Below are 21,115 nucleotides of genomic sequence, written 5' to 3'. Positions count from 1 at the left end.
CGACTAGGCTGCGGTCCGTCACTGTCTTTCAGTGATCGGGTTTAGTCGCCCGGACTCCGCTAGGCGCACGCGCCATCCCTAAGCCAGGTGTTTCCTCACCTGAACTTTATGGTGGCTGTGCGCAGGGCACCTTCGGGTGCGCCGGAGCCTAGCGGCCGGTCGACTAACCTGCGTACAGCCGCCACCTCTACTCGTTTAGTCGCGAAAGAACGGTGGTATTCATTTACTGCTAGGAGTTTTGCTATGAATAACGTTGTTTCGGATACCGCGACCCACCCCTTTACCGTCAATGAAGAGCTGAGCTTCGAAGATGCCTGGCTGCGCGTGGCTGAGTTGCTGCAATGTGCGGTGACGACGTCGCAAGCGCTCGGCGAACCGCTGGGGGGCGCCGCATAAGGCGGTGATGCACTTGGTGGCGATGGCGAAGCTGGTGGCGGATCGGGCGGTGGAGTGTTTGCAGCTAAAGTAATAACGCCACGATTTTGCACCAGGTAATAACCCTTTGGTCAGCAAGGCGCTGACCAAAGGCCAAAACACTAATGACTCGTCGTCAACGCAATCGCTTTCCAGTGCCGTGCGTATGGCGCCTGCATCCGTTAGCTTCGAGTAACCCCGCTCGGGCAGCTTGAAAGCCCCGCACGCTTGAGGCGGTCATGCGCCACTTTCATCGCGTCATAAAACATTTAATAAGGTACAGATTGACCGAGCGCCCGAGCTTGGCTCTGAGGCAATTGAAGTACACTTGCCCCAGCTCCAGCCTGCCGGCGGCGCAGGTTACCCGAAGAGCTGCTCAAGATGCTTTCGAGTAAAGGACGAACCCGCACCAGCCTTCTCAAAGGCAACGAACACGAGCTGGAAGACCTGCTGATCGAGGAAAAAGTTGAGCTATGAGTACGGATAACGTCCACAGCAACACGTCGCAGTTCATCATCTACCAGAGCGAAGACGGGCAAACGCGGTTGGATGTGCGGTTTGTCGACGAGTCTGTATGGCTGACTCAGGCGCTGATGGCGGAGCTGTTCAGCACCACGCCAGAGAATGTGCTGATGCACCTGAAGAATATCTTCAGCGAGGGCGAGCTTGATCAAAATGCAACCACTAAGGATTTCTTAGTAGTTCGCCAAGAAGGCACACGGCAGGTAAAGCGCAGCCTCAAGCACTACAACCTGGACGCAATCATTTCCGTTGGGTATCGCGTACAGAGCCATACGGCAACCCGCTTCCGGCAATGGGCTACACGGCAGCTTCGTGAATATATCGTCAAAGGGTTTGTGCTTGATGACGAGCGCCTGAAAAATCCTGACCAGCCTTTCGACTACTTCGAAGAGCTGACGCGGCGCATTCAGGATATTCGCACCAGCGAAAAGCGCTTCTACCAGAAAATCACCGACATCTACGCCACCAGCGTGGACTACGACCCAACGCAAGACGCCAGCATCGGCTTCTTCAAAACCGTGCAAAATAAAGTGCACTGGGCGATCACTGGGCAAACTGCTGCGGAGCTAATTCATCACCGTGCCGACAGCAGCAAACCGCATATGGGCCTGACCAACTGGCGCGGCGCCAAGGTACGCAAACAGGATATTGTCAACGCCAAGAACTACCTGACCACAGACGAATTAAGCGCTCTGAACAATCTTGTCGAGCAATATCTGGTGTTTGCTGAAGGCCAGGCTATGCGTCGTATTCCCATGTCCATGGTCGACTGGGTAAAAAAACTTGATGGGTTCCTGACTTTGAACGACCGCGATATTCTCAACAATGCAGGCAAGATCTCCCACGACATGGCCAAACAATACGCCGAGTCGCAGTACGAAAACTTTCACCAACAGCGCCAATATGCAGATGCTGCGGGTGCGGACAAGCGCCTTGCCGACTTGAGCCAGCGTGCTCATCAGCTATCGGGCAAAACGCGTAAGCATGACTGAGCATTTGAAAAAAACAAGCATTCCATTTCGGCATGCAAGCTGTAGGCCGAGTACTTTCTAATCAGGCATTAAAAAGCCGGCTTGTGGCCGGCTTCTCGGGGACTGCTTCAGCTTGTTTTTGACAAACCTCACCAGCCTTCAAATCGCTCAGCCAACATTGCGTCTGGCTGAATAGTCAGGGCATCAGCAGAAACTGTTCCGCGTCGCCGGGCAGGGTGAGTGGCGCACAGCCAACCCCTGCCAAATGTGCGACGCATGATACCCATGTTCACCTCAATTGCCCACCTCCGGGTCCGAGTTAGAGCCTTCCCAGCCCAGCAGTTGTTCATCCAGCGGCACCGGCCTGCGGTTATTCAGGGTGGACCACCAGAACACCCAGCCCACGATCAAGAAGTTCTGTTCGAAGCGTTGTTCGTAGGTCAGGTATTCGTCCGGGTGTTCGCCGGCGTTGTGGCTGCGCATGCGCAGGCCTCCGCCGGGGCGGTTGTAGAGGTATTTGATGCGCAGCATGCCGTCGTGTTCGACGGCGTAGATTTCGCCGTCGATGATTTGGCTGCGGCCGCGGTCGATGGCGAGAGTGGCGCCTTGTTGGATGATGTCGATCATGCTGTTGTCGACCATGTAGGCGCCTAGTGCGCGGTCGGGGTTTACGTTTAGCGTTTGTAGGGTGTGCACGGAGACGCGGATGCGCTCGGTTGAGGTGAATGTGGGGTGGAGGGGGATCTCCACGTCGATTTTTTCCGGCATGCAGATATGGCCTGTGAGGTACTTGCCGCTTTCTTCGCGGGTCGGGAGCCCTTTTGTTGTGTCCGGGCCGGCCAGCAGGAAGTGCGCCGGTGGATGTTTGGGACCTTCGCCGGTGCGTAGCCATCGGCTGGAGACGCAGAGCAAGTCTGCGATCTCGTTGAGTCGGCCCATGGGCACGCCGCGTTTGAACCAGTTGTTCACGTGTTGCGGCGTGACGTTACGGTTCTTGGCGAAGTCGGAGGCGGAAAGATGAACTTCCCGCAGTAGTGCTTTTAGTCGATCACCTGATGTATTCATAAACGCAGAGTTTACTGACGGGGGGAACACATCAAATAAACCATGCGTTGAATTACATGTGTAGGGATTCACGTAGTTGTAGTCTGATATTTCTGTATATTTAGTTAGTTCAACGCTGTGTGTTAGCCATTGAACTTGGTGTTTATTTTTCCCACAAAAAAGCCCCGGATAACCGGGGCTTTTTTGATTGCCGGAGCAATGGGAGCGGGTATTAGCCTTTGTAGGCAGCGACCGACTTCATGATCTCGGCGCGGGCTGCGTCTGCGTCGCCCCAGCCTTCGATCTTCACCCATTTGCCTTTTTCGAGGTCTTTATAGTTCTCGAAGAAGTGTTTGATCTGTTCCAGCAACAGTGGCGGCAGGTCGGTGTATTCCTTCACGTCCACGTACAGTTGGGACAACTTGTCGTGGGGCACCGCGATAACTTTGGCATCGCCGCCGCCGTCGTCGGTCATGTGCAGGATGCCGACTGGGCGCGCGCGGATAACCGAGCCTGGGGTAACCGGGTAAGGGGTTACAACCAGCACGTCGAGGGGGTCACCGTCGTCAGCCAGGGTGTTAGGGATGAAACCGTAGTTGGCCGGGTAGAACATCGGGGTGGCCATGAAACGGTCAACGAACAGGCAGTCGCTGTCTTTGTCGATTTCGTATTTGATCGGCGCGTGGTTGGCCGGAATTTCGATGGCGACGTAGATGTCGTTCGGCAGGTCTTTGCCAGCCGGAATCTTGCTGTAGCTCATTGGGCGTTGCCCCCGTAGTTGGCCATGAAGCATGGCCGGATTGGCCTAAAAGTGGCGGCGATTATAGGCATATTCTGACGCCGATGCCATGCGTCAGACGTCGTAGGGCGCGTGGCGTTCCGTCTGATACCGCGCGTCGCTGGCCTGCAGTTGGGTCAGGCGGGCCAAGGGGTCCTGGCGATAAAAGCGGCTCAGCTGCGCATACACCTGTGGATAAGTGCTGGCCAGTAAATCCGGGGCACTGAAAAAATATTCACTGGTGACCGCAAAGAACTCCGCCGGGTTTTCGGCGGCGTAGGGGTCGATCTCGGTCTCCACGTCAGGGTTGGTGTCCAGTTGGCGATTGAGGTCATCAAACGCGCTTTGCATCACGCTGGCCCATTCCTGCACGCGCATGTCTTGATGCAGCGGCGGCAAGCCGTTGGCGTCGCCGTTGAGCATGTCGAGCTTGTGCGCCAACTCGTGGATGACCAGGTTGTAGCCTTCCCAATTGCCGCTGGCGAGTACGCCGGGCCAGGCAAGAATCACCGGGCCTTGCTGCCAGGCTTCGCCGCTGTGTTCGCCGTCCCACTCGTGTTCGACGCCGCTGGCGTCGCGGTGGCGTTGCGGGCTCACGAAGTCGTCGGGGTACAGCACGATTTCGTGAAAACCCTGATACCAGTCGAGGTCGCCGAGGTGCATCAGCGGCAGTTGCGCCTGGGCGGCGAGCAGCAGGCGTTGTTCCTGATGCAGGTCGACGCCGGGCAGGGCGGTGAGGTGCTTTTCGGCAAGAAACATCACACAGGCTTCGCGTAACCACTGGTCTTGCTCGGCGCTGATGCCGTCAAGAAAGCTCAGGTGGTGCCGCACCCGTTGCCAGGTGTCATCGGCAATCGGGTGTTTGGCCAGCAGGCGCCGGCGACGCCAGGCGCTGAGGGACCACATCGCGGGTTACTGCGACTTGGCTTCGGAAGACGTGCGGCCAAAGCGGCTGCGGAACACGCCGATGATCATCGGCACCAGCGACAGCAGAATGATGAACACGACCAGCAGCGAGAGGTTTTTCTTGATAAACGGCACGTTGCCGAAGAAGTAACCCAAGGTCACCAGCCCGCCGACCCAGAGGATGGTGCCGAGCACGCTGAAACCGAAGAAGCGCGGGTAAGGCATTCTGGCGATACCGGCAACGAACGGTGCAAAGGTTCGCAGGATCGGCAGGAAGCGCGCCAGCGTCACGGTTTTGCCGCCGTGCTTGTCGTAGAAATCGTGGGTTTTTTGCAGGTAGTCGCGGCGGAAGATCTTCGAGTTCGGGTTGCTGAACAAGCGCTCTCCGGCCGTTCGCCCAATCACGTAATTGGTGCTGTCGCCGAGGATCGCCGCCAGCATCAACAGGCCACCGAGCAACACCGGGTCCATGCCGCCGCCGGCCGCGATGGCGCCCGCGATAAACAGCAATGAATCACCCGGCAGAAACGGCATGACCACCAGGCCGGTTTCGCAAAAAATTACCAGAAACAGAATGGCGTAGATCCACGGACCGTAGTTGGTTACCAGCATGTCGAGGTACACGTCGAGATGCAGGATAAGGTCGAGCGGGTTGAAATCCATGGATGGCACCTGTGTGAATGGCCCTACTCAGTAGGCCTGTGCGGAAGCTCGGGTAAGTAAGGCTACAAGGATATGCCGTATTTCTTACGACCCTGAAAGGCCCGCATTATACGTATTGCGAGGTGAAAAGCGTGTTGGTTTTGTAGCGAGGGATGTCGCGTTAATCAAGGGCGTACGCCCTCTCAAGGTTACTTGGCTCTAAACAGGCCTCAACTTCTTCTGAAATAGGCTTTGACCACCCACGTGGCTGTGACTGGCCGCTGCCTGATGCGAAATAAAGTGCACGCGTGCCGCTATCGGTTATCCGGCGGGCTGAGTAGGAAGTTGCCTTTCATCAGGTCAGGATCGTCCGACTCAAGGGTCTGAACCTGCGCCTCGTCCTTGAGATTGACCCCCGACAACTGCCGGCGACATGCCTCCCGCATCAAGTAAAGCAGGCGATGCGCCGCCATGCCGTAACTCAAGCCTTCCAGGCGCACATTGGAGATGCAATTGCGGTAGGCGTCGGTCAGGCCGACCTTGGGGTTGTAGGTGAAATACAGTCCCAAGCTGTCCGGCGAACTGAGCCCCGGCCGTTCGCCGATCAGGATCACCACCATTTTGGCGCCCAGCAACTGGCCGATTTCATCCGCCACCGCCACGCGGCCCTGTTCTACCAGAATCACTGGCGACAATGACCACCCTTCGGCGTGGGTCTGTTCCTCCATGCGTGTAAGAAACGCCAGCGTATGTTTATGCACCGCCAGCGCCGACAGGCCATCGGCCACGACCACGGCGAGGTCTACGCCGCCGGGGTGGGCGGCAGCGTAATCACGCAGGCGCTGCGCCGATTCATCACTTAAGCGCCGCCCCAGGTCCGGGCGTTGCAGGTAGCTGTGCCGGTCGAGCGCGGCGCTGTGCAGCAACAGGCTGTCGCGGCTGCGTTCGGCCAATTGGCTGCTCAGCCCGGCAGCGTCGAAGGGCAAGTGCACCGCGTCGCGCGCCTGGGCGTGGGCGAACTGGAAGTCCAGTTGCGCGCTGGTCGGAATGCTCGTGCCGGTGCGGCCCAGCGCAATGCGCGCAGGCGTCAGGCGGCGCAGTTGCAGCCAAGGGTTTTCGGGTAGGTCGACGTGCACGGGCGGCTCCTTCATCCCAGTTGCGCCAAGGCGTGGCGAAATGCCGGTGGCAGGCTGTTGCCGAAATGCACTTTGCCGTCGGCTTGCGTGAAGATGCCCATTTTCGCCAGCCACTGTTCAAACTCCGGTGCCGGTTTTAAACCCAGTGTTTGGCGGGCGTATAAGGCGTCGTGAAACGAGGTGGTCTGGTAGTTGAGCATGATGTCATCGGAACCGGGGATGCCCATGATGAAGTTGATCCCGGCCACGCCCAAAAGCGTCAGCAGGGTGTCCATGTCGTCCTGGTCGGCTTCGGCGTGGTTGGTGTAGCAGATGTCGCAGCCCATCGGCACGCCGAGCAACTTGCCGCAGAAGTGATCTTCAAGCCCGGCGCGGATGATTTGCTTGCCGTTGTACAAGTACTCCGGGCCGATAAAGCCGACCACCGTGTTGACGAGGAACGGTTTGAAATGCCGCGCCACGGCATAGGCGCGGGTTTCACAGGTTTGCTGGTCGACGCCAAAGTGCGCGTTGGCCGACAAGGCGCTGCCCTGGCCGGTTTCGAAATACATCAGGTTCTGGCCCAGGGGGCCGCGATTCAGGCTCAACCCGGCTTCGTAACCTTCCTGCAGCACGCTCAAGCTGATGCCGAAACTGGCATTGGCGGCTTCGGTGCCGGCAATCGACTGAAACACCAGGTCCAGCGGCACGCCACGGTTGATGGCCTCGATGGAGGTGGTGACGTGGGTCAGCACGCAGGCTTGGGTGGGGATTTCGTAGCGCTGGATGATCGCATCGAGCATCTCGAGCATCGCGCAGATCGAGGCGATGCTGTCGGTGGCCGGGTTGATGCCGATCATCGCGTCGCCGTTGCCGTAGAGCAGGCCATCGAGGATGCTCGCGGCGATGCCCGCCGGTTCGTCCGTCGGGTGGTTGGGTTGCAGGCGGGTCGACAGGCGCCCGCGCAGGCCCATGGTGCCGCGAAACCGCGTGACCACGCGGATCTTCTGCGCGACCAGTACCAAGTCCTGCACGCGCATGATTTTCGACACGGCGGCGGCCATTTCCGGGGTCAGCCCGGGCGCCAATGCGCGCAGGGCGTGTTCGTCGGCGGCGTCGCTGAGCAGCCAGTCGCGCAGGCCGCCGACGGTCAGGTGGCTGACCACGCCAAACGCTTGTTTATCGTGGGTGTCGACAATCAGCCGAGTGACTTCGTCGCTTTCATAAGGGATCAGCACTTCTTGCAGGAAGTGTTTCAACGGGATATTCGCCAGCGCCATCTGCGCCGCGACCCGCTCGCCGTCGTTTTGCGCGGCCACGCCAGCGAGAAAGTCCCCGGAACGCGCGGGGCTGGCCTTGGCCATCACGTCCTTGAGGCTGTCGAAGCGGTAGGTCTGTGCACCCACCGCGTGAGAAAAGCTTGCCATACAGTGTCTCCTTGGCGACGCGGGCAGGCTGTGAGTAAAGCGCCCGCGTCGAGGTTTACGGCCCATCAGTGCAAGGCGGCCTCTGCGGCCTGGATCGCCGCAAATTCTTCTTCCGGCGTGCCTGCTACCAAGTGATGCCGGCTGTAGAAAGCAAAGTAAGCAATTAATACTCCATAGATGATCGCGGCGCCAATAACCACCCGTGGATCGACCAGAAAGCCCGCCACCACGGCCACACAGGCGAGTACCAAGGCCACGCCGGAGGTGAAAATACCGCCCGGTGTGCGGTACGGGCGGTCCATTTTGGGGCGGCGGATGCGCAAGGTGATGTGCGCGGCCATCATCAGCACGTAGGAAATGGTCGCGCCAAACACCGCCACCAGAATCAACAAATCACCCTGGCCGGTCAGCGACAGGCCAAAACCGATAATGCCGGGGATCACCAGCGCCAGCACCGGCGCCTTGCTTTTGTTGGTCTGCGAGAGTTTGCGCGGCAGGTAGCCGGCACGCGATAACGCGAAAATCTGCCGCGAATATGCATAGATAATCGAGAAAAAACTGGCGATCAGCCCGGCAAGGCCCACCAGGTTGACGAAGCCGCCCATCCAGGTGGAGCCGCCGTAGGCAAGCGCCAGGGCTTCCACCAGCGGGTTGCCCGATTTGATCAGCGCGTACGTGCCGGCGCCGCCGGGTGCGATGACCAGAATCAACAGGGCGAAACTGGTCAGCACCACAATGGCGCCGATCAAGCCGCGTGGCAGGTCGCGCTTGGGGTTTTTGGTTTCTTCGGCGGCCAGCGGCACGCCTTCGACCGCGAGGAAAAACCAGATCGCATAGGGAATCGCTGCCCATACGCCGACGTAGCCGAAGGGCAGGAAGCTGCTGGCGCCCTTGGCGTCGGTCACCGGCACGTCCAGCAAGTTCGCCACGTTGAAGTGCGGCACCATCGACACCAGGAACACGCCCAAGGCAATGGCCGCGATGGCGGTGATCACAAACATCAGTTTCAACGCTTCGCCGACGCCGAAGATGTGGATGCCGATAAACAGGATGTAGAACGCCAGGTAGATCATCCAGCCGCCAATGCCGAATAACGACTCGCAGTAGGCGCCGATAAACACCGCGATAGCCGCGGGGGCGATGGCGTACTCGATCAAAATGGCGGTGCCGGTAAGGAACCCGCCCCATGGGCCAAACGCGCTGCGGGCAAAGCCGTAGCCGCCGCCGGCGGTGGGGATCATGGAGGACAGTTCGGCCAGCGAAAAACACATGCACAGGTACATGGTGGCCATCAGCAAAGTGGCGAGGAACATGCCGCCCCAGCCACCTTGAGCCAGGCCGAAGTTCCAGCCGGCGTAGTCGCCGGAGATCACGTAAGCAACGCCGAGGCCGACCAACAGCACCCAGCCGGCGGCACCTTTTTTCAGTTGGCGTTGTTGGAAGTAGTCGGTGTCGACTTTTTCGAAGTCGACGGAAGAGCCAGTGGGTTCGCTAGGCATGGGAAAGTACCGTCCATTCTTATTGTTTTATTTAAAGACTGTGAAGCGTTAAGTGTGGGAGCGGGCTTGCTCGCGAAAGCGGTGTTTCAGTAAACGATGAAGTGGCTGATGCACTGCCATCGGGAGCAAGCCCCCTCCCACATTTAATTGTATTTTTAACGCGGGAGTGGGGCGGCTGTTGAAGGGTTAGAAGAATCCCAGCGGGTTAATGTCGTAGCTCACCAGCAAGTTCTTGGTCTGCTGGTAATGATCCAACATCATCTTGTGCGTCTCACGGCCCACACCGGACTTTTTGTAACCGCCGAACGCGGCATGCGCCGGGTACAGGTGGTAGCAGTTGGTCCACACGCGGCCCGCCTTGATCGCGCGCCCCATGCGGTAGGCGCGGTTGATGTCGCGGGTCCACACGCCGGCGCCGAGGCCGAACTCGGTGTCGTTGGCAATCGTCAGCGCCTCGGCTTCGTCCTTGAAGGTGGTGATGCTCACCACCGGGCCGAAGATTTCTTCCTGGAACACGCGCATTTGATTGGTGCCCTTGAGCAGTGTCGGCTGGATGTAATAGCCGCCAGCCATGTCGCCGGTGAGCTTCTCGACCTTGCCGCCGGTCAGCAACTGCGCGCCTTCGCCCTTGGCGATTTCCAGGTAAGACAGGATTTTGTCGAATTGCTGCTCGGACGCTTGGGCGCCGACCATGGTGTCGGTGTCCAGCGGGTCGCCGCGTTTGATCTGCTCGACCTTCTTCATCACCACTTTCATGAAATCGTCGTAAATCGATTCTTCCACCAGCGCGCGCGACGGGCAGGTGCACACTTCGCCCTGGTTGAAGAACGCCAGCACCAGGCCTTCGGCGGCTTTCTCGATAAACGACGGTTCGGCGTTCATGATGTCGGCGAAGAAGATGTTCGGCGACTTGCCGCCCAGCTCAACGGTGGACGGAATAATGTTCTCGGCGGCGGCGTGCATGATGTGCGAGCCCACTGGCGTGGAGCCGGTGAAGGCGATTTTAGCGATGCGCTTGCTGGTGGCCAGGGCTTCGCCAGCTTCCTTGCCGTAACCGTGCACCACGTTCAGCACGCCCGGCGGCAGCAAGTCGCCGATCAGCTCCATCAATACGTTGATGCCCAGCGGGGTTTGCTCGGCAGGTTTGAGCACCACGCAGTTACCGGCGGCCAGGGCCGGGGCGAGTTTCCACGCGGCCATCAGCAGCGGGAAGTTCCACGGAATGATCTGGCCGACCACGCCCAGTGGCTCATGGAAGTGATAGGACGCCGTGAGTTCGTTGATCTCGGCGCTGGTGCCTTCTTGAGCGCGGATGCAACCGGCGAAGTAGCGGAAGTGGTCGGCCGCCAATGGGATGTCGGCGTTAAGGGTTTCACGCACGGCCTTGCCGTTGTCCCAGGTTTCGGTGACGGCCAGCAGTTCGAGGTTCTGCTCGATGCGGTCGGCGATTTTCAGCAGTACCAGCGAGCGGTCCTGAGCCGAGGTCTTGCCCCAGGCGTCAGCGGCGGCGTGGGCGGCGTCGAGGGCTTTGTCGATGTCTTTGGCCGTCGAACGCGGGAATTCGGCGATAGGCTTGCCGTTGACCGGCGAGGTGTTGGTGAAATAGTTGCCCTCCACCGGCGCGACAAATTCGCCGCCGATGAAGTTGCCGTATTTGGCCTTGAACGAAACGATCGAGCCTTCCGTACCGGGATGTGCGTAACGCATGGTGGGTATCTCCTGACTTTTATGTTTATTGGAGTACAACGGTGTTGCGCCTGATAAAGCGTAGAGCAAAGGTTGGGCCACCGCCGCGCGCGCCCGTAAACCGGGGGGTTGGAGTTTTTTACAAGGCGTTGCTGTGACACCGCTGATACAGCGGGAGTGACAGTCTGTGCCATAAACGGTACAGCCTGTGACCGGTAAGCCCGCCCGCGATTGCAATGGTTTTATGGCTGGGGGATGCTGGCTGTTCTCACGCAGCGAGAATAATAAGATCATGCAAAACGATCATTTCAGTCGCCATGCCCAGCAAGTCTTGACCGCCACGCGCGGGCAAGACCTCACCCACGGCCCCGGCAGCGATCCGTCCATCGCCCGTTCCTGGCTGCGTTGCCTTGAGGACTATCACCTCGACCCGGCGCTGAGTATCGCGCCTACCGTGCTCGAACACGGCCGCCTGCTGGAGAGCCGCGAACGCCTGCAACACGTGTTGCACATCGCCGGCAGCGAGATGAACAGCCTGCATCAACAGCTCTCTGGCGCCGGCCATGCGGTACTGCTCACCGACGCGCGCGGGGTGATTCTCAACTGTGTCACCGCGCCGTCCGAGCGCACGATCTTCGAACGCGCCGGCCTGTGGCTGGGCGCCGACTGGAGCGAGGCCTGCGAGGGCACCAACGGTATCGGCACCTGCCTGGTGGAGCGTCAGTCCTTGACCATTCACCGTGATGAACATTTTCGCGGGCGCCACACCGGCCTGACCTGTTCGGCGAGCCCGGTGTTTGACCCGCATGGGGAACTGCTGGCGGTGCTGGACGTGTCCTCGGCGCGTGAGGCCGTGTCGCGTCAGAGCCAGTTCCACACTATGGCGCTGGTGAATCTGTCGGCGAAGATGATCGAAAGCTGTTACTTCCTGCGTCATTTCGAGAAGCACTGGCTGCTGCGTTTTCACCTGCAGGCTGAGTCGGTGGGCCTGTTCAGTGAAGGGCTGCTGGCGTTTGACGGGGAAGGGCGCATCTGCGCGGTCAATCAGAGTACGTTGAATCTGCTGGGCCAGGTTCGCGGCGGTTTGCTGGGGCAGCCGGTGGAGGCGTTTTTCGAGTGCTCGCTGGATGAGTTGCTCGGTCGGGCCAGCGCGAATGCCGCGGCCAGTTGGCCGTTGCGAACCCGTGACGGCCGGCAGTTGTTCGCCGCGCTACGCGGCCACGCGTGCAGTGTATCTGCGCCGCTGGCCAAACCCGAGGCGCCACGTCTGCCAGGTATTTGCCTGGGCGATCCGGCGTTGCAGGATATTTTTCGCAAGGCGCTGAGAGTATTCGAGCGCGACGTGCCGGTGCTGATAAATGGCGAAACCGGCTGCGGTAAAGAGGTCTTCGCCAAGGCGGTGCACCATGCGAGCCAGCGGTCGGGCAAGGCCTTTGTTGCGCTGAACTGTGCAGCCATCCCCGAAAGCCTGATCGAAAGCGAGCTATTCGGTTATTGCGGCGGCAGCTTTACCGGCGCCCGCAAGGAGGGCATGCGCGGCAAGCTGCAGCAGGCGGACGGCGGTACGTTGTTTCTGGATGAAATCGGCGACATGCCAATGGCCTTGCAAACCCGTCTTTTACGCGTGTTGGAAGACCGTATGGTCGTACCCATCGGCGGTGAGCCTGGGGCGGTGGACGTCAGAATCATCAGCGCTACCCACCGCAATTTGCTGGCGCGCGTGCAGGCCGGCAGCTTTCGTGAAGATTTGTACTACCGCCTCAACGGTTTGGAAGTGGCCTTACCGGCGCTGCGTGAGCGCAGTGACAAATCGCAGTTGCTGGATGTGTTGCTGGCGCAAGAGGCGGCAGGGCAAACGGTGCTTCTAAGTGTTGCTGCGCGTCAGGTGTTGCTCAGCTATGCCTGGCCGGGCAACGTAAGGCAGTTGCGTACCGTATTGCGCACGTTAGTGGCGCTGTCCGATGAGGGCGCTGTAGGGGTTGAAGATTTACCCGCCAATATTCGCCAGGCGGGTGTGCAGCACGCCGCGGTGGTTGAGGCTTCGCCACTGGCTGACGCCGAACGCCAGGCAGTGTTGAGTGTGCTTGAGCAGCAACGCTGGCACATGACCCGTACGGCCGAGCAATTGGGTATCAGTCGTAACACCTTATACCGAAAGTTGCACAAACATGGGCTGGTGCCGGTCCGTCATTTGAGGGTTTGAGCGCAACCGATCCGGGCAGCTTCAGTGCCCCGCCCCGTCATTTTTTTCAGCGCCAGAGCGGGGCGGGCTGACGATTTTTACACGAGTATGGAACGATAAGTGAAGGGCGGCCACGTAAGTTATGAAGCACAGGGAGTGTGTATTTAACTTACTTCTTGAGAATATTCCAATGGCGATAAAACCTGTTTCATCTCCGAGAGTAACATTACCGCCTCCCCACGCCCCAGCACCAAAGGCAAAGCCCGCTTCGACGCCTGCCCAGGCTGCGCCGCCCCCGGGTCTTAGAAGAGCCCCCTCCGGCCAGTATTTCAATCAGCAAGGCAAATTGGTTAATAAGCACAATCAGCCGGTCAACGACAAAGGTCAAAGAATTAACAATGCGGGGCAACTGATCAATACAAAAGGTCAGCCAATAAACGAAAGGGGCCAGCTGATAAATGCTCAAAATCAGACGATCAACTCGCAAGGCAGGGCGGTGAATGATAATGGGCACTTGATTGATGCGCAGGGGCGTACGGTCAACACATTCGGGCGCGTTATAGATGATAAAGGGCATTATATTGATAATGATAAAAAACTGGTCAATAAAGAGGGCTTTCTGGTAGATAAAACCGGTCGCGCGCTTGATAAAGATGGCAAGGTTGCCAGGGACCAGGCGAGCGCTGTAAAGGGTAATAATGAGCCGCACCCGGATATGCTTCCCCCTCCTCTAAAAGCAAGGGTCTTTAAGTGGCAGGGCAAAGAGCTGCCGCCGGCCAGCCTGCCCAAAGCTACGGTTGCCCAGGTGGCTGGGCGGTTGTCTGATGCTGAAAAATTGATCAAGTCGGGCGTGATTTCTCAGTCGCCCGGTGCCGGCTTGATTGCACGCGATGCGGGCATTAGCGCGGGTGTTACCGGTCTTGTATCTGCACCGATCAACGTCGCGGCTTACTCAGGTTCTGTTGCTGTGGGCGAGGCGATCAAAGCGTCTTATTTGCCTGCGCCACTGGTGCCACCGCCGCCGACTGCGAAGTCGACTGTTGAGCTGCCCGCGGCTGCTCCTGGAGATGCGGCAGCCGCCGTAAAGGAGGCAGAAGAAGCGGCTGCGCAAGCGCTTTATCCCCGACTAAACGACGCTCAAATCGTTAGCCTGACGGTGACCAATTTATCCATCGCGCTGAGGTACGGAGAGACCGAGCAGCATTTTATTCCAGGTCAATATTGGCCGAGCGCCCCCCTTGAGCGGATGGAACAACTCGAGAACATGTTGGATTTTGCCGAGGAACACACCAAAACGCTGGCTGATGATAAAGAAGTTTATTTTAAATCCTTCCTCCCTAAGCAGAAGGCTGCCGACGGCCTGGCAGGGCTCGGTGCTCGGGTCGATGCCCTCGAGGGAAGGCTCGCGGCGCTCAATAAGGCGCAAGGCCTGATAATCGATAAACTAAATGCAACAAGCCAAGAGGAAGAACTGGCGTAAGGCGCTGATGAGCGCTGTGAGGCAACTCGGCCTGCGCAGTTGCCCGTTCCTGTGATGAACCACTGCTGTCCCGACGAGGTGGCAGTGGGCATGGCACTGAATAAGTGCCAGCGACTGTATTAACCTCGAGACCAAGCCCAGCGCTTTCAAATAAACAAGCGTGGGTCTTGGTTTTTTTTGACAACGGATTTTAGCGTCGAGCGCTATTAACTGCATCGCAGTCTGTGATAACCACCGAACTGCTCAAAGGTAAAACTTAGCCATGACTGTGCAAAGTGCTGGTTCGCTGCGTGGTGCACTGCCGACTAATCGTCCACCTCAGCCCTCGGCTGACGTGGGCGCAGGGGCAACTAACCCGTTGACGCATTCTTTACCGGTTGCGCAGAACCCGCAGGCGTCTACTGCTGCGGCCGATGCGCGTTTGGCACAACACTACGCTAAACTTGTTTTAACATCGCAGCGCATACCCGTTCCACCAGAGTCCACCTTGGGGCATTGGATTGAGGCATTGAAGTTAGCCGCCGATTCCCCTTTGCTCAAACGTTTGGCCGCGCTCGTTGGGGTAAGTGTAAAAACCCTTTATATTAATCCTGACAAGGGTGAACTCCATTTTGAAGGGGGCGCACGACTAAATCGTCAATCACCTGAGCTGGCCGACTTACCGGGCGGCAACGACCTGATTGATAGTTTGATGGCCGCCGCCAAAGTACTCGCGCCCTACGGAAATGTTAACCTCCCCTATGATTATCAGCCCGACGGGTTTGGCAACTTCACCGTCGATTCCAGTGTCATTCAGCATTTTTACCATGAGCCCCCGACGGTCTCGCGGCAACAAACAATCATTCGCTCAGAAGAGCTCAGCAGTGTTCCGCTTTTCAGGGGGCATGACGCGTTGCCCGATAACGACAAGCTTCTGAACGTCTTGCGCGTGATCGGCGATGCCCAGCAGTTGGATAACGTGCTTGGCGCTATGAAGGCGCAGATTGATAAGCCCGATGCGCAACTGGATTTGGACGCTATTGTTGTTGAGGTCGCGCCGCATTCCGCCTTGTGGAGTGCACAACAAAAACAACCCGTGACCCTCAGCTTGAAGCAACTGATCATTGGTCATGGCTTGCAAGTTCCGGTCACTTTGGACGCACTTGCCAACGTGCATCGTGCATTGTCCGTGGCGCCTTTGCGTGCACCCAGTGAGGGCGACTATGGCGGGCTGTTAAGCAAAGACATGCCGCTGGGGGAGGCCGATCAACATAAAATAAGCGAGGTCGTAAGCGACTGGAAAGCCCTTCAAACACAAGTGCCGCTTGATGGCCAAGGGCGTGCGCCCAGCCTTATCGAGTATCTGCAGCGTGCTGTCCCTGCATCGGTAACGGCGCGGGCCGGCGAAGACATCGAGGCTTTTCTCAAGGCATTGATCAGCACCCCTCAGGCTCGCGCGCTGGGTAAACAGCTGCAGGAGGCGATTGGCGCACTGCCGACTCAGACCAGTGCCCAAGAGTCGCTGCTCGCAGCATTAGGCTTGGACGCCGATCCTGTGGCAGGCCAGCAACGCAACAATCTGGCCGGGTATAACCTGCGCCAGAAAGATAACTGGGGGTTGTCGCCGGCACATATAAAACAACGTTTTGAAAAGCACCTGGAAAGCCGGTTTGGCCCGCAGTTGGCGAAGGTGGTGGCTTATCAATTGCTGGCGCTGTCAGCCCCCGAGTTTCTGGTCAAAGACCAGCCTCCTGCACTGGTCTACGGCTCCCAGCAATGGGCATCGTTCAGCTCAGCTGTCATGCGCCGCGAATTGGACACGCCAGGCGCATCGGCCGGGCACGCCTATGCTGACATCATGCAGCGCGATGCCCTGGAGCCCATAACAGAGGTCGGGCAGGCGCAGTTGCAGGCCGCGGCAATGAGGTCTGTGGTCGACTGGGGCATTGCCAATGAGGTGATCGAGCAAAGCAGTGACGATGCCTACGCCGCCGAGACCATCGATCGCGCGGTGATTGCCCTGCAAAAGCAGGTCGATAATTTGGTGGAACGCTCCAACGCGGTGGATGTCCCCATGCCCAATCGCCGGGCGTTGGCATTGGCTGAATTAAGCCGCGTCTACGGCGTTAAAATGGAACGTTTCTTTGAAGATAAAACGCTGCTCGGTGATCTTCCGCCAGGTTCGCGCAAGCGTGGGACTTACTCGCTGTTGGATATTTATATGTCCGGCGATTTATACAAACATGCTTGGACCGCCTCAAACAAGCACTTCACAACGGCCGATATTCAAGCAGGTTTTTCCAAACTTGCGGATATAAAAACTACGTTTTATAAGAAGTTCGATGCCTACGTCGATGGCGTGAAGCAGTATGTAGAAACAAGCTTTCAGTATCAATTATCGCTGTTGCCGGTTGAAGATCGGCTGATGATCGAGCGCGGTAAAGTCACCACTTTTGATCTCGGCTCGCCTTCTCGTCATAAAGGGCCTGTGCGCGCTGGCCATCCGATGGTTGACTATATAGAAAGTGGCACGATTCTCATTAGGGCCGAAATGGGCGCGAAGAGCCGTCATTATTTGTATTCGCCTTCAAAAGGCAAAATTTTGAAGGACATGGATCCCTCCAGGCCTGGGCTTTGGACGCCGGGGTCTCGGCTGTATTTTTCCATGGAGCGTCCCGGACGGCCCGCCGAGCAAGAAGATACGGTGACCATCCTGTGGCAGGCACGGAGGGCTGAGTGGACAAAAAAAGACAAAATCGACTTCGCCGCGTTGTCTATTTATCCATCGAAGTCACTGGAAACGCCATTAACCGAACCGTATCCCAGGTCAGAGGCAATGGTTGCCTCGAAGCGGGCCAACGAGTTGGCCTCGGTGGTCAGTGCATTTTTCAGCCGGGGTGTGAATGACGCCAAAAAAATATCCTACGGCGAAACGACTCAAGAGCGCGATGTGCGAAGGGACAAAGCCGGCATGGCGTTCCTGCGCAGTCTCATTCCCTTTTACGACGCCGTTAAAAGCTTCAAGAACGGTCGACCGCTGGAAGGGAGTCTTTACTTGTTGCTTGATCTTATCGGGTTGGTCGTGCCTGCCTTTAAAGGTGGCGCCTTAGCGGTCAAGACAGGAGCCAAGGGGCTCGCGTCAACCATGAGTTTTCTGAAGGGGTTTGTGACAGCAGGCGTTAAAGCGGCTAACCCCTTGCTGGGCCTTTATGACATCGGGCGTGGGGTATTCCAGTTGGCCAAGCTTGCCAAGCGCGGCTTTAAGTCTGCCTCTCCCTTGTTCAATAAGTTGCATCACGCGCGCGGGCACAGCGGTAGTTTTGACATTCCTCGTGCAGGCAAAACAGACAGCGTCGCCGAAGGCATTTACCGGCCCGTGGGCGCAACAGCCGAGGCGCTTCCTACTCAAGCAGTGCAACGAAACGGCAAGTGGTACGCCTATGACGCTCATTCTATGTTGCCTTACGGCGCTCCGTTGAAAGGCTTCACGCCCAATGCGGGTTCCGGTTTTTTTAAGCAGGCAGCAGACGTTGCTGTTAATGCGACTATCGATGCCGGGTTCGACGCTGGCGTTGGCTTGGCGTTTCAGCTCTTACAGCCGCGAAAGCTGGTACAGCGTTCGTTTCAACTCCCCTCTCTGCCGCAAACCGAGTCGGAGCAACTAGACGCCGCCGACAGTGTTGGCAGGATTGTCGATCAAACATGGATTGCCCGCGCTCAGACACTTCAGCGGGCCGTCCAACTGGCGAATGAAGACTTCGCGGAGGTGGCAGGTGTCGAGGTGCAAGCCGCTGACATCGCGTCGCAAGAGGTGCCAACCGACATTAGTCAGCACTTGGATCAAATGGACGCCGATCTGGGCGCGCTTGAGGAACACGTCGATGAAGGGGCGCAAGCGCTCAGCGTGTTTTTCAAGCGCCATATTCCGGCGCCTGTTGACCTGTTGAGCAGTAATTCGGTGCGTGATCGATTGAATGCCATAGAGAAACGATTGGCCGCGGTAAACAAAGCGCTACGCAAGATGAAGGCGCTTGGCAGCGAGGCGGCATGAGGGGTGGCGCTGGGCGAAGAGGCCGTTTAATAGGTGCGATTTCCCCCTCCCTGCGCTAACCTGCCTCGATGTTCAAGAGGTCAACCATGCACATTCATATTCTCGGTATTTGCGGCACTTTCATGGGTTCGATGGCGGTTTTGGCCAAAGAACTGGGCCACCATGTCACCGGCTCCGACGCTAACGTTTATCCGCCCATGAGCACGCAATTGCAGGCTCAGGGTATCGAGTTGACCCAAGGCTACGACCCATCGCAATTCGACCCGGTCCCGGACCTGGTGGTGATCGGCAACGCCATGTCCCGTGGCAATCCTGCGGTCGAGTACGTACTCAATAAAGGCTTGCCGTATGTCTCCGGTCCCCAGTGGCTGGCAGACCATGTGCTGCAAGGTCGCTGGGTGCTCGCGGTAGCCGGCACGCACGGCAAAACCACCACCAGCAGCATGCTGGCGTGGGTGCTGGAGCACGCGGGCATGAGCCCGGGCTTCCTGATCGGCGGTGTGCCGCAAAACTTCTCGGTGTCGGCGCGCCTGGGTGAAACGCCGTTTTTCGTGATCGAGGCGGATGAATACGACAGCGCGTTTTTTGATAAACGCTCCAAGTTCGTCCACTACCGCCCGCGCACGGCGATTCTGAATAACCTGGAGTTCGATCACGCTGACATCTTTCCTGATCTGCCGGCGATTGAGCGCCAGTTCCACCACTTGGTGCGCACCATTGCGAGCGAAGGCCTGGTCATCCACCCAACCACCGAGCCTGCGTTGCAGCGCGTGATCGACATGGGTTGCTGGACGCCGGTGCAAACTACCGGCGCGGGCGGGCAGTGGCAGGTCAAATTGCTCAGCGAAGACGGCTCTAAATTTGAAGTGCTGTTTGAAGGGCAAGCCCAAGGCGTCGTTGAGTGGGGCATGACCGGCCAGCACAACGTCGCCAACGCCTTGGTCACCCTGGCGGCCGCGCGGCATGTAGGCGTGGTGCCAGCCATGGGCATTGCCGCGTTGAGCGCGTTTAAAAGCGTGAAGCGCCGGATGGAAAAGGTCGCCGACGTGAATGGGATTACCATTTACGACGACTTCGCCCACCACCCAACGGCGATTGCGACCACGCTGGATGGCCTGCGCAAGCGCGTCGGTGATGCCAACATCATTGCGATTGTCGAGCCGCGCTCAAACTCGATGAAGCTTGGCGCGCACCGTGATGGCCTGCCGGAAAGCGTCAACGATGCCGACCAGGTGGTCTGGTATGCGCCCGCCAACCTTGGCTGGGACCTGCCGTCCATCGCGGCACTGTGCACTGTGCCCTCAACCGTCTGCGATTCCATCGAAGGCATTATTCAACACGTCAAACTCAAGGCCGCACCGGGCACCCACGTGGTGGTGATGAGCAACGGCGGCTTCGGCGGCCTGCACGGCAAACTGGCCGAGGCGTTGAAATGAGCGGCCCGGAACGCGTGACCCTGGCGATGACCGGTGCCTCCGGCGCACCGTATGGCCTGCGCCTGCTTGATTGCCTGGTGCGCGAGGAACGCGAGGTGCATTTTTTGATCTCCAAGGCCGCACAACTGGTAATGGCCACCGAGACGGACGTGGCGTTGCCGCCCAAGGTGCAGATGATGCAAGCCTTCCTCACCGAATACACCGGTGCGGCGGCGGGGCAGATCAAGGTTTACGGTAAAGAAGACTGGATGTCGCCGGTGGCCTCGGGCTCCGGTGCGCCGGCGGCGATGGTGGTGGTGCCGTGTTCCACCGGCACCTTGTCGGCGATTGCCACTGGCGCCTGCAACAACTTGATCGAGCGGGCGGCCGACGTGACCTTGAAAGAGCGCCGCCAGTTGATCCTGGTGCCGCGCGAGGCGCCGTATTCGAGTATTCACCTGGAGCACATGCTCAAGTTGTCGAACATGGGCGTGACCATCTTGCCGGCATCGCCCGGGTTCTATCACCAGCCGCAGACCATCGATGACCTGGTGGATTTTTTGGTGGCGCGCATTCTCAACCTGCTGAATATTCCTCAGGACATGCTGCCGCGTTGGGGCGAACACCATTTGAGCAGCGATGAATAAGGCGCTGTTAGTTCTGCTGGCCCTGCAACTGACGGGCTGCGCTACCGCACGCACGCTCGACGCCGCGCAGCCTGGCGCGCCCGTGGTGTACGCCGGTACGCGGCTGGATTTGTATGCGATTAACGGCGGCTGTTGCGCCAAGGACCGGTTTGGCGCTGAAGCGCCGAGCTACCCGCACATCGACCTGCCGGCCAGTGCGTTGCTCGACACACTGCTGTTGCCGCTGTCGGCGTTGACGGTATTGGGCGTGGGCTTCAATGCAACCGGTGGTCTGTAGCACCGACCTCGCAGGCAACCCAAAACCAATGTGGGAGCGGGGGGGGGGGGGGGGGGGGGGGGGGGGGGGGGGGGGGGGGG

General features: G+C 58.6%; 15 protein-coding genes and 1 pseudogene. 8 read left to right on the top strand and 8 right to left on the bottom strand.

All coding sequences use genetic code 11. The features are described from left to right. Positions 1–243: 243 nt before the first annotated feature. A pseudogene (locus ACOZK9_RS17795) lies at positions 244–469 on the top strand (hypothetical protein). A 496-nt stretch (positions 470–965) separates the two neighbouring features. Then, positions 966–1,928 carry a virulence RhuM family protein gene (locus ACOZK9_RS17790; RefSeq protein WP_341869106.1) on the top strand — a complete coding sequence of 321 codons (963 nt, stop codon included), beginning with the start codon at positions 966–968 and terminating at the stop codon, positions 1,926–1,928. 273 nt (positions 1,929–2,201) lie between these two features. On the opposite strand, the gene ACOZK9_RS17785 is transcribed toward ACOZK9_RS17790, so the two are convergent. The 8 genes from ACOZK9_RS17785 to exaC all read right to left on the bottom strand — a co-directional run bounded on the left by ACOZK9_RS17785 (position 2,202) and on the right by exaC (position 11,025). After that, on the bottom strand, positions 2,202–2,972 hold the full coding sequence (locus tag ACOZK9_RS17785) for a LexA family transcriptional regulator (RefSeq protein WP_421556282.1): 771 nt from the start codon (positions 2,970–2,972) through the stop codon (positions 2,202–2,204). A 211-nt stretch (positions 2,973–3,183) separates the two neighbouring features. Beyond that, positions 3,184–3,711, bottom strand: a complete 528-nt coding sequence (ppa, locus tag ACOZK9_RS17780) for an inorganic diphosphatase (RefSeq protein WP_058412870.1) — start codon at positions 3,709–3,711, stop codon at positions 3,184–3,186. Between the two features lie 93 nt (positions 3,712–3,804). Further along, positions 3,805–4,635: a M90 family metallopeptidase gene (locus ACOZK9_RS17775; protein WP_421556281.1), complete on the bottom strand. Its 831-nt coding sequence runs from the start codon at positions 4,633–4,635 to the stop codon at positions 3,805–3,807. Between the two features lie 6 nt (positions 4,636–4,641). Then, entirely contained in the window at positions 4,642–5,298 is a 657-nt protein-coding gene (locus tag ACOZK9_RS17770) for a DedA family protein (protein WP_058412872.1), read from the bottom strand. Positions 5,299–5,591: 293 nt separating this feature from the next. Further along, positions 5,592–6,428: an ethanolamine ammonia-lyase subunit EutC gene (gene eutC / locus ACOZK9_RS17765; protein WP_421556280.1), complete on the bottom strand. Its 837-nt coding sequence runs from the start codon at positions 6,426–6,428 to the stop codon at positions 5,592–5,594. Then, the gene (locus ACOZK9_RS17760; protein WP_152749558.1) at positions 6,425–7,819 is read right to left on the bottom strand and encodes an ethanolamine ammonia-lyase subunit EutB; all 1,395 of its coding nucleotides are present in this window, start codon (positions 7,817–7,819) and stop codon (positions 6,425–6,427) included. The genes eutC and ACOZK9_RS17760 overlap by 4 nt, the downstream gene beginning before the upstream one ends. Before the next feature lie 65 nt (positions 7,820–7,884). Continuing rightward, on the bottom strand, positions 7,885–9,318 hold the full coding sequence (gene eat, locus ACOZK9_RS17755) for an ethanolamine permease (RefSeq protein WP_122251526.1): 1,434 nt from the start codon (positions 9,316–9,318) through the stop codon (positions 7,885–7,887). A 186-nt stretch (positions 9,319–9,504) separates the two neighbouring features. Beyond that, entirely contained in the window at positions 9,505–11,025 is a 1,521-nt protein-coding gene (gene exaC, locus ACOZK9_RS17750; RefSeq protein WP_421556279.1) for an acetaldehyde dehydrogenase ExaC, read from the bottom strand. Between the two features lie 271 nt (positions 11,026–11,296). Between exaC and ACOZK9_RS17745 the strand changes: the two genes are divergently transcribed. The 6 genes from ACOZK9_RS17745 to ACOZK9_RS17720 all read left to right on the top strand — a co-directional run bounded on the left by ACOZK9_RS17745 (position 11,297) and on the right by ACOZK9_RS17720 (position 21,035). Further along, positions 11,297–13,207 (top strand): sigma-54-dependent Fis family transcriptional regulator, encoded by a 1,911-nt coding sequence (locus ACOZK9_RS17745; RefSeq protein ID WP_421556278.1) that lies wholly within the window; start codon positions 11,297–11,299, stop codon positions 13,205–13,207. A gap of 325 nt (positions 13,208–13,532) precedes the next feature. Then, the gene (locus ACOZK9_RS17740; RefSeq protein WP_152749552.1) at positions 13,533–14,666 is read left to right on the top strand and encodes a hypothetical protein; all 1,134 of its coding nucleotides are present in this window, start codon (positions 13,533–13,535) and stop codon (positions 14,664–14,666) included. A 262-nt stretch (positions 14,667–14,928) separates the two neighbouring features. After that, positions 14,929–18,696: a hypothetical protein gene (locus ACOZK9_RS17735; RefSeq protein WP_152749550.1), complete on the top strand. Its 3,768-nt coding sequence runs from the start codon at positions 14,929–14,931 to the stop codon at positions 18,694–18,696. 86 nt (positions 18,697–18,782) lie between these two features. Next, positions 18,783–20,132, top strand: a complete 1,350-nt coding sequence (gene mpl / locus ACOZK9_RS17730) for a UDP-N-acetylmuramate:L-alanyl-gamma-D-glutamyl-meso-diaminopimelate ligase (RefSeq protein WP_152749548.1) — start codon at positions 18,783–18,785, stop codon at positions 20,130–20,132. Beyond that, positions 20,129–20,758 (top strand): flavin prenyltransferase UbiX, encoded by a 630-nt coding sequence (gene ubiX, locus ACOZK9_RS17725; protein ID WP_421556277.1) that lies wholly within the window; start codon positions 20,129–20,131, stop codon positions 20,756–20,758. The genes mpl and ubiX overlap by 4 nt, the downstream gene beginning before the upstream one ends. Further along, positions 20,751–21,035, top strand: coding sequence for a YceK/YidQ family lipoprotein (locus ACOZK9_RS17720; protein WP_058412882.1), 285 nt, complete (start codon positions 20,751–20,753; stop codon positions 21,033–21,035). Before ubiX ends, ACOZK9_RS17720 begins: the two co-directional genes overlap by 8 nt. The last annotated feature ends 80 nt before the right edge of the window (positions 21,036–21,115 follow it).

The sequence above is a fragment of the Pseudomonas kitaguniensis genome (assembly GCF_049199985.1).
Taxonomy (GTDB): Bacteria; Pseudomonadota; Gammaproteobacteria; order Pseudomonadales; family Pseudomonadaceae; genus Aquipseudomonas; species Aquipseudomonas kitaguniensis.
This window is presented reverse-complemented; position numbering and strand designations above follow the sequence as displayed.

What these genes read in the sequence shown, in the direction of transcription:
- ACOZK9_RS17770 (WP_058412872.1), bottom strand. Translation starts at nt 5,298, where the DNA reads ATGGATTTCAACCCGCTCGACCTTATCCTGCATCTCGACGTGTACCTC.
- ACOZK9_RS17735 (WP_152749550.1), top strand. Translation starts at nt 14,929, where the DNA reads ATGACTGTGCAAAGTGCTGGTTCGCTGCGTGGTGCACTGCCGACTAAT.
- ACOZK9_RS17785 (WP_421556282.1), bottom strand. Translation starts at nt 2,972, where the DNA reads ATGAATACATCAGGTGATCGACTAAAAGCACTACTGCGGGAAGTTCAT.
- ACOZK9_RS17775 (WP_421556281.1), bottom strand. Translation starts at nt 4,635, where the DNA reads ATGTGGTCCCTCAGCGCCTGGCGTCGCCGGCGCCTGCTGGCCAAACAC.
- ubiX (WP_421556277.1), top strand. Translation starts at nt 20,129, where the DNA reads ATGAGCGGCCCGGAACGCGTGACCCTGGCGATGACCGGTGCCTCCGGC.
- ACOZK9_RS17760 (WP_152749558.1), bottom strand. Translation starts at nt 7,819, where the DNA reads ATGGCAAGCTTTTCTCACGCGGTGGGTGCACAGACCTACCGCTTCGAC.
- exaC (WP_421556279.1), bottom strand. Translation starts at nt 11,025, where the DNA reads ATGCGTTACGCACATCCCGGTACGGAAGGCTCGATCGTTTCGTTCAAG.
- mpl (WP_152749548.1), top strand. Translation starts at nt 18,783, where the DNA reads ATGCACATTCATATTCTCGGTATTTGCGGCACTTTCATGGGTTCGATG.
- eutC (WP_421556280.1), bottom strand. Translation starts at nt 6,428, where the DNA reads ATGAAGGAGCCGCCCGTGCACGTCGACCTACCCGAAAACCCTTGGCTG.
- eat (WP_122251526.1), bottom strand. Translation starts at nt 9,318, where the DNA reads ATGCCTAGCGAACCCACTGGCTCTTCCGTCGACTTCGAAAAAGTCGAC.
- ACOZK9_RS17720 (WP_058412882.1), top strand. Translation starts at nt 20,751, where the DNA reads ATGAATAAGGCGCTGTTAGTTCTGCTGGCCCTGCAACTGACGGGCTGC.
- ppa (WP_058412870.1), bottom strand. Translation starts at nt 3,711, where the DNA reads ATGAGCTACAGCAAGATTCCGGCTGGCAAAGACCTGCCGAACGACATC.
- ACOZK9_RS17745 (WP_421556278.1), top strand. Translation starts at nt 11,297, where the DNA reads ATGCAAAACGATCATTTCAGTCGCCATGCCCAGCAAGTCTTGACCGCC.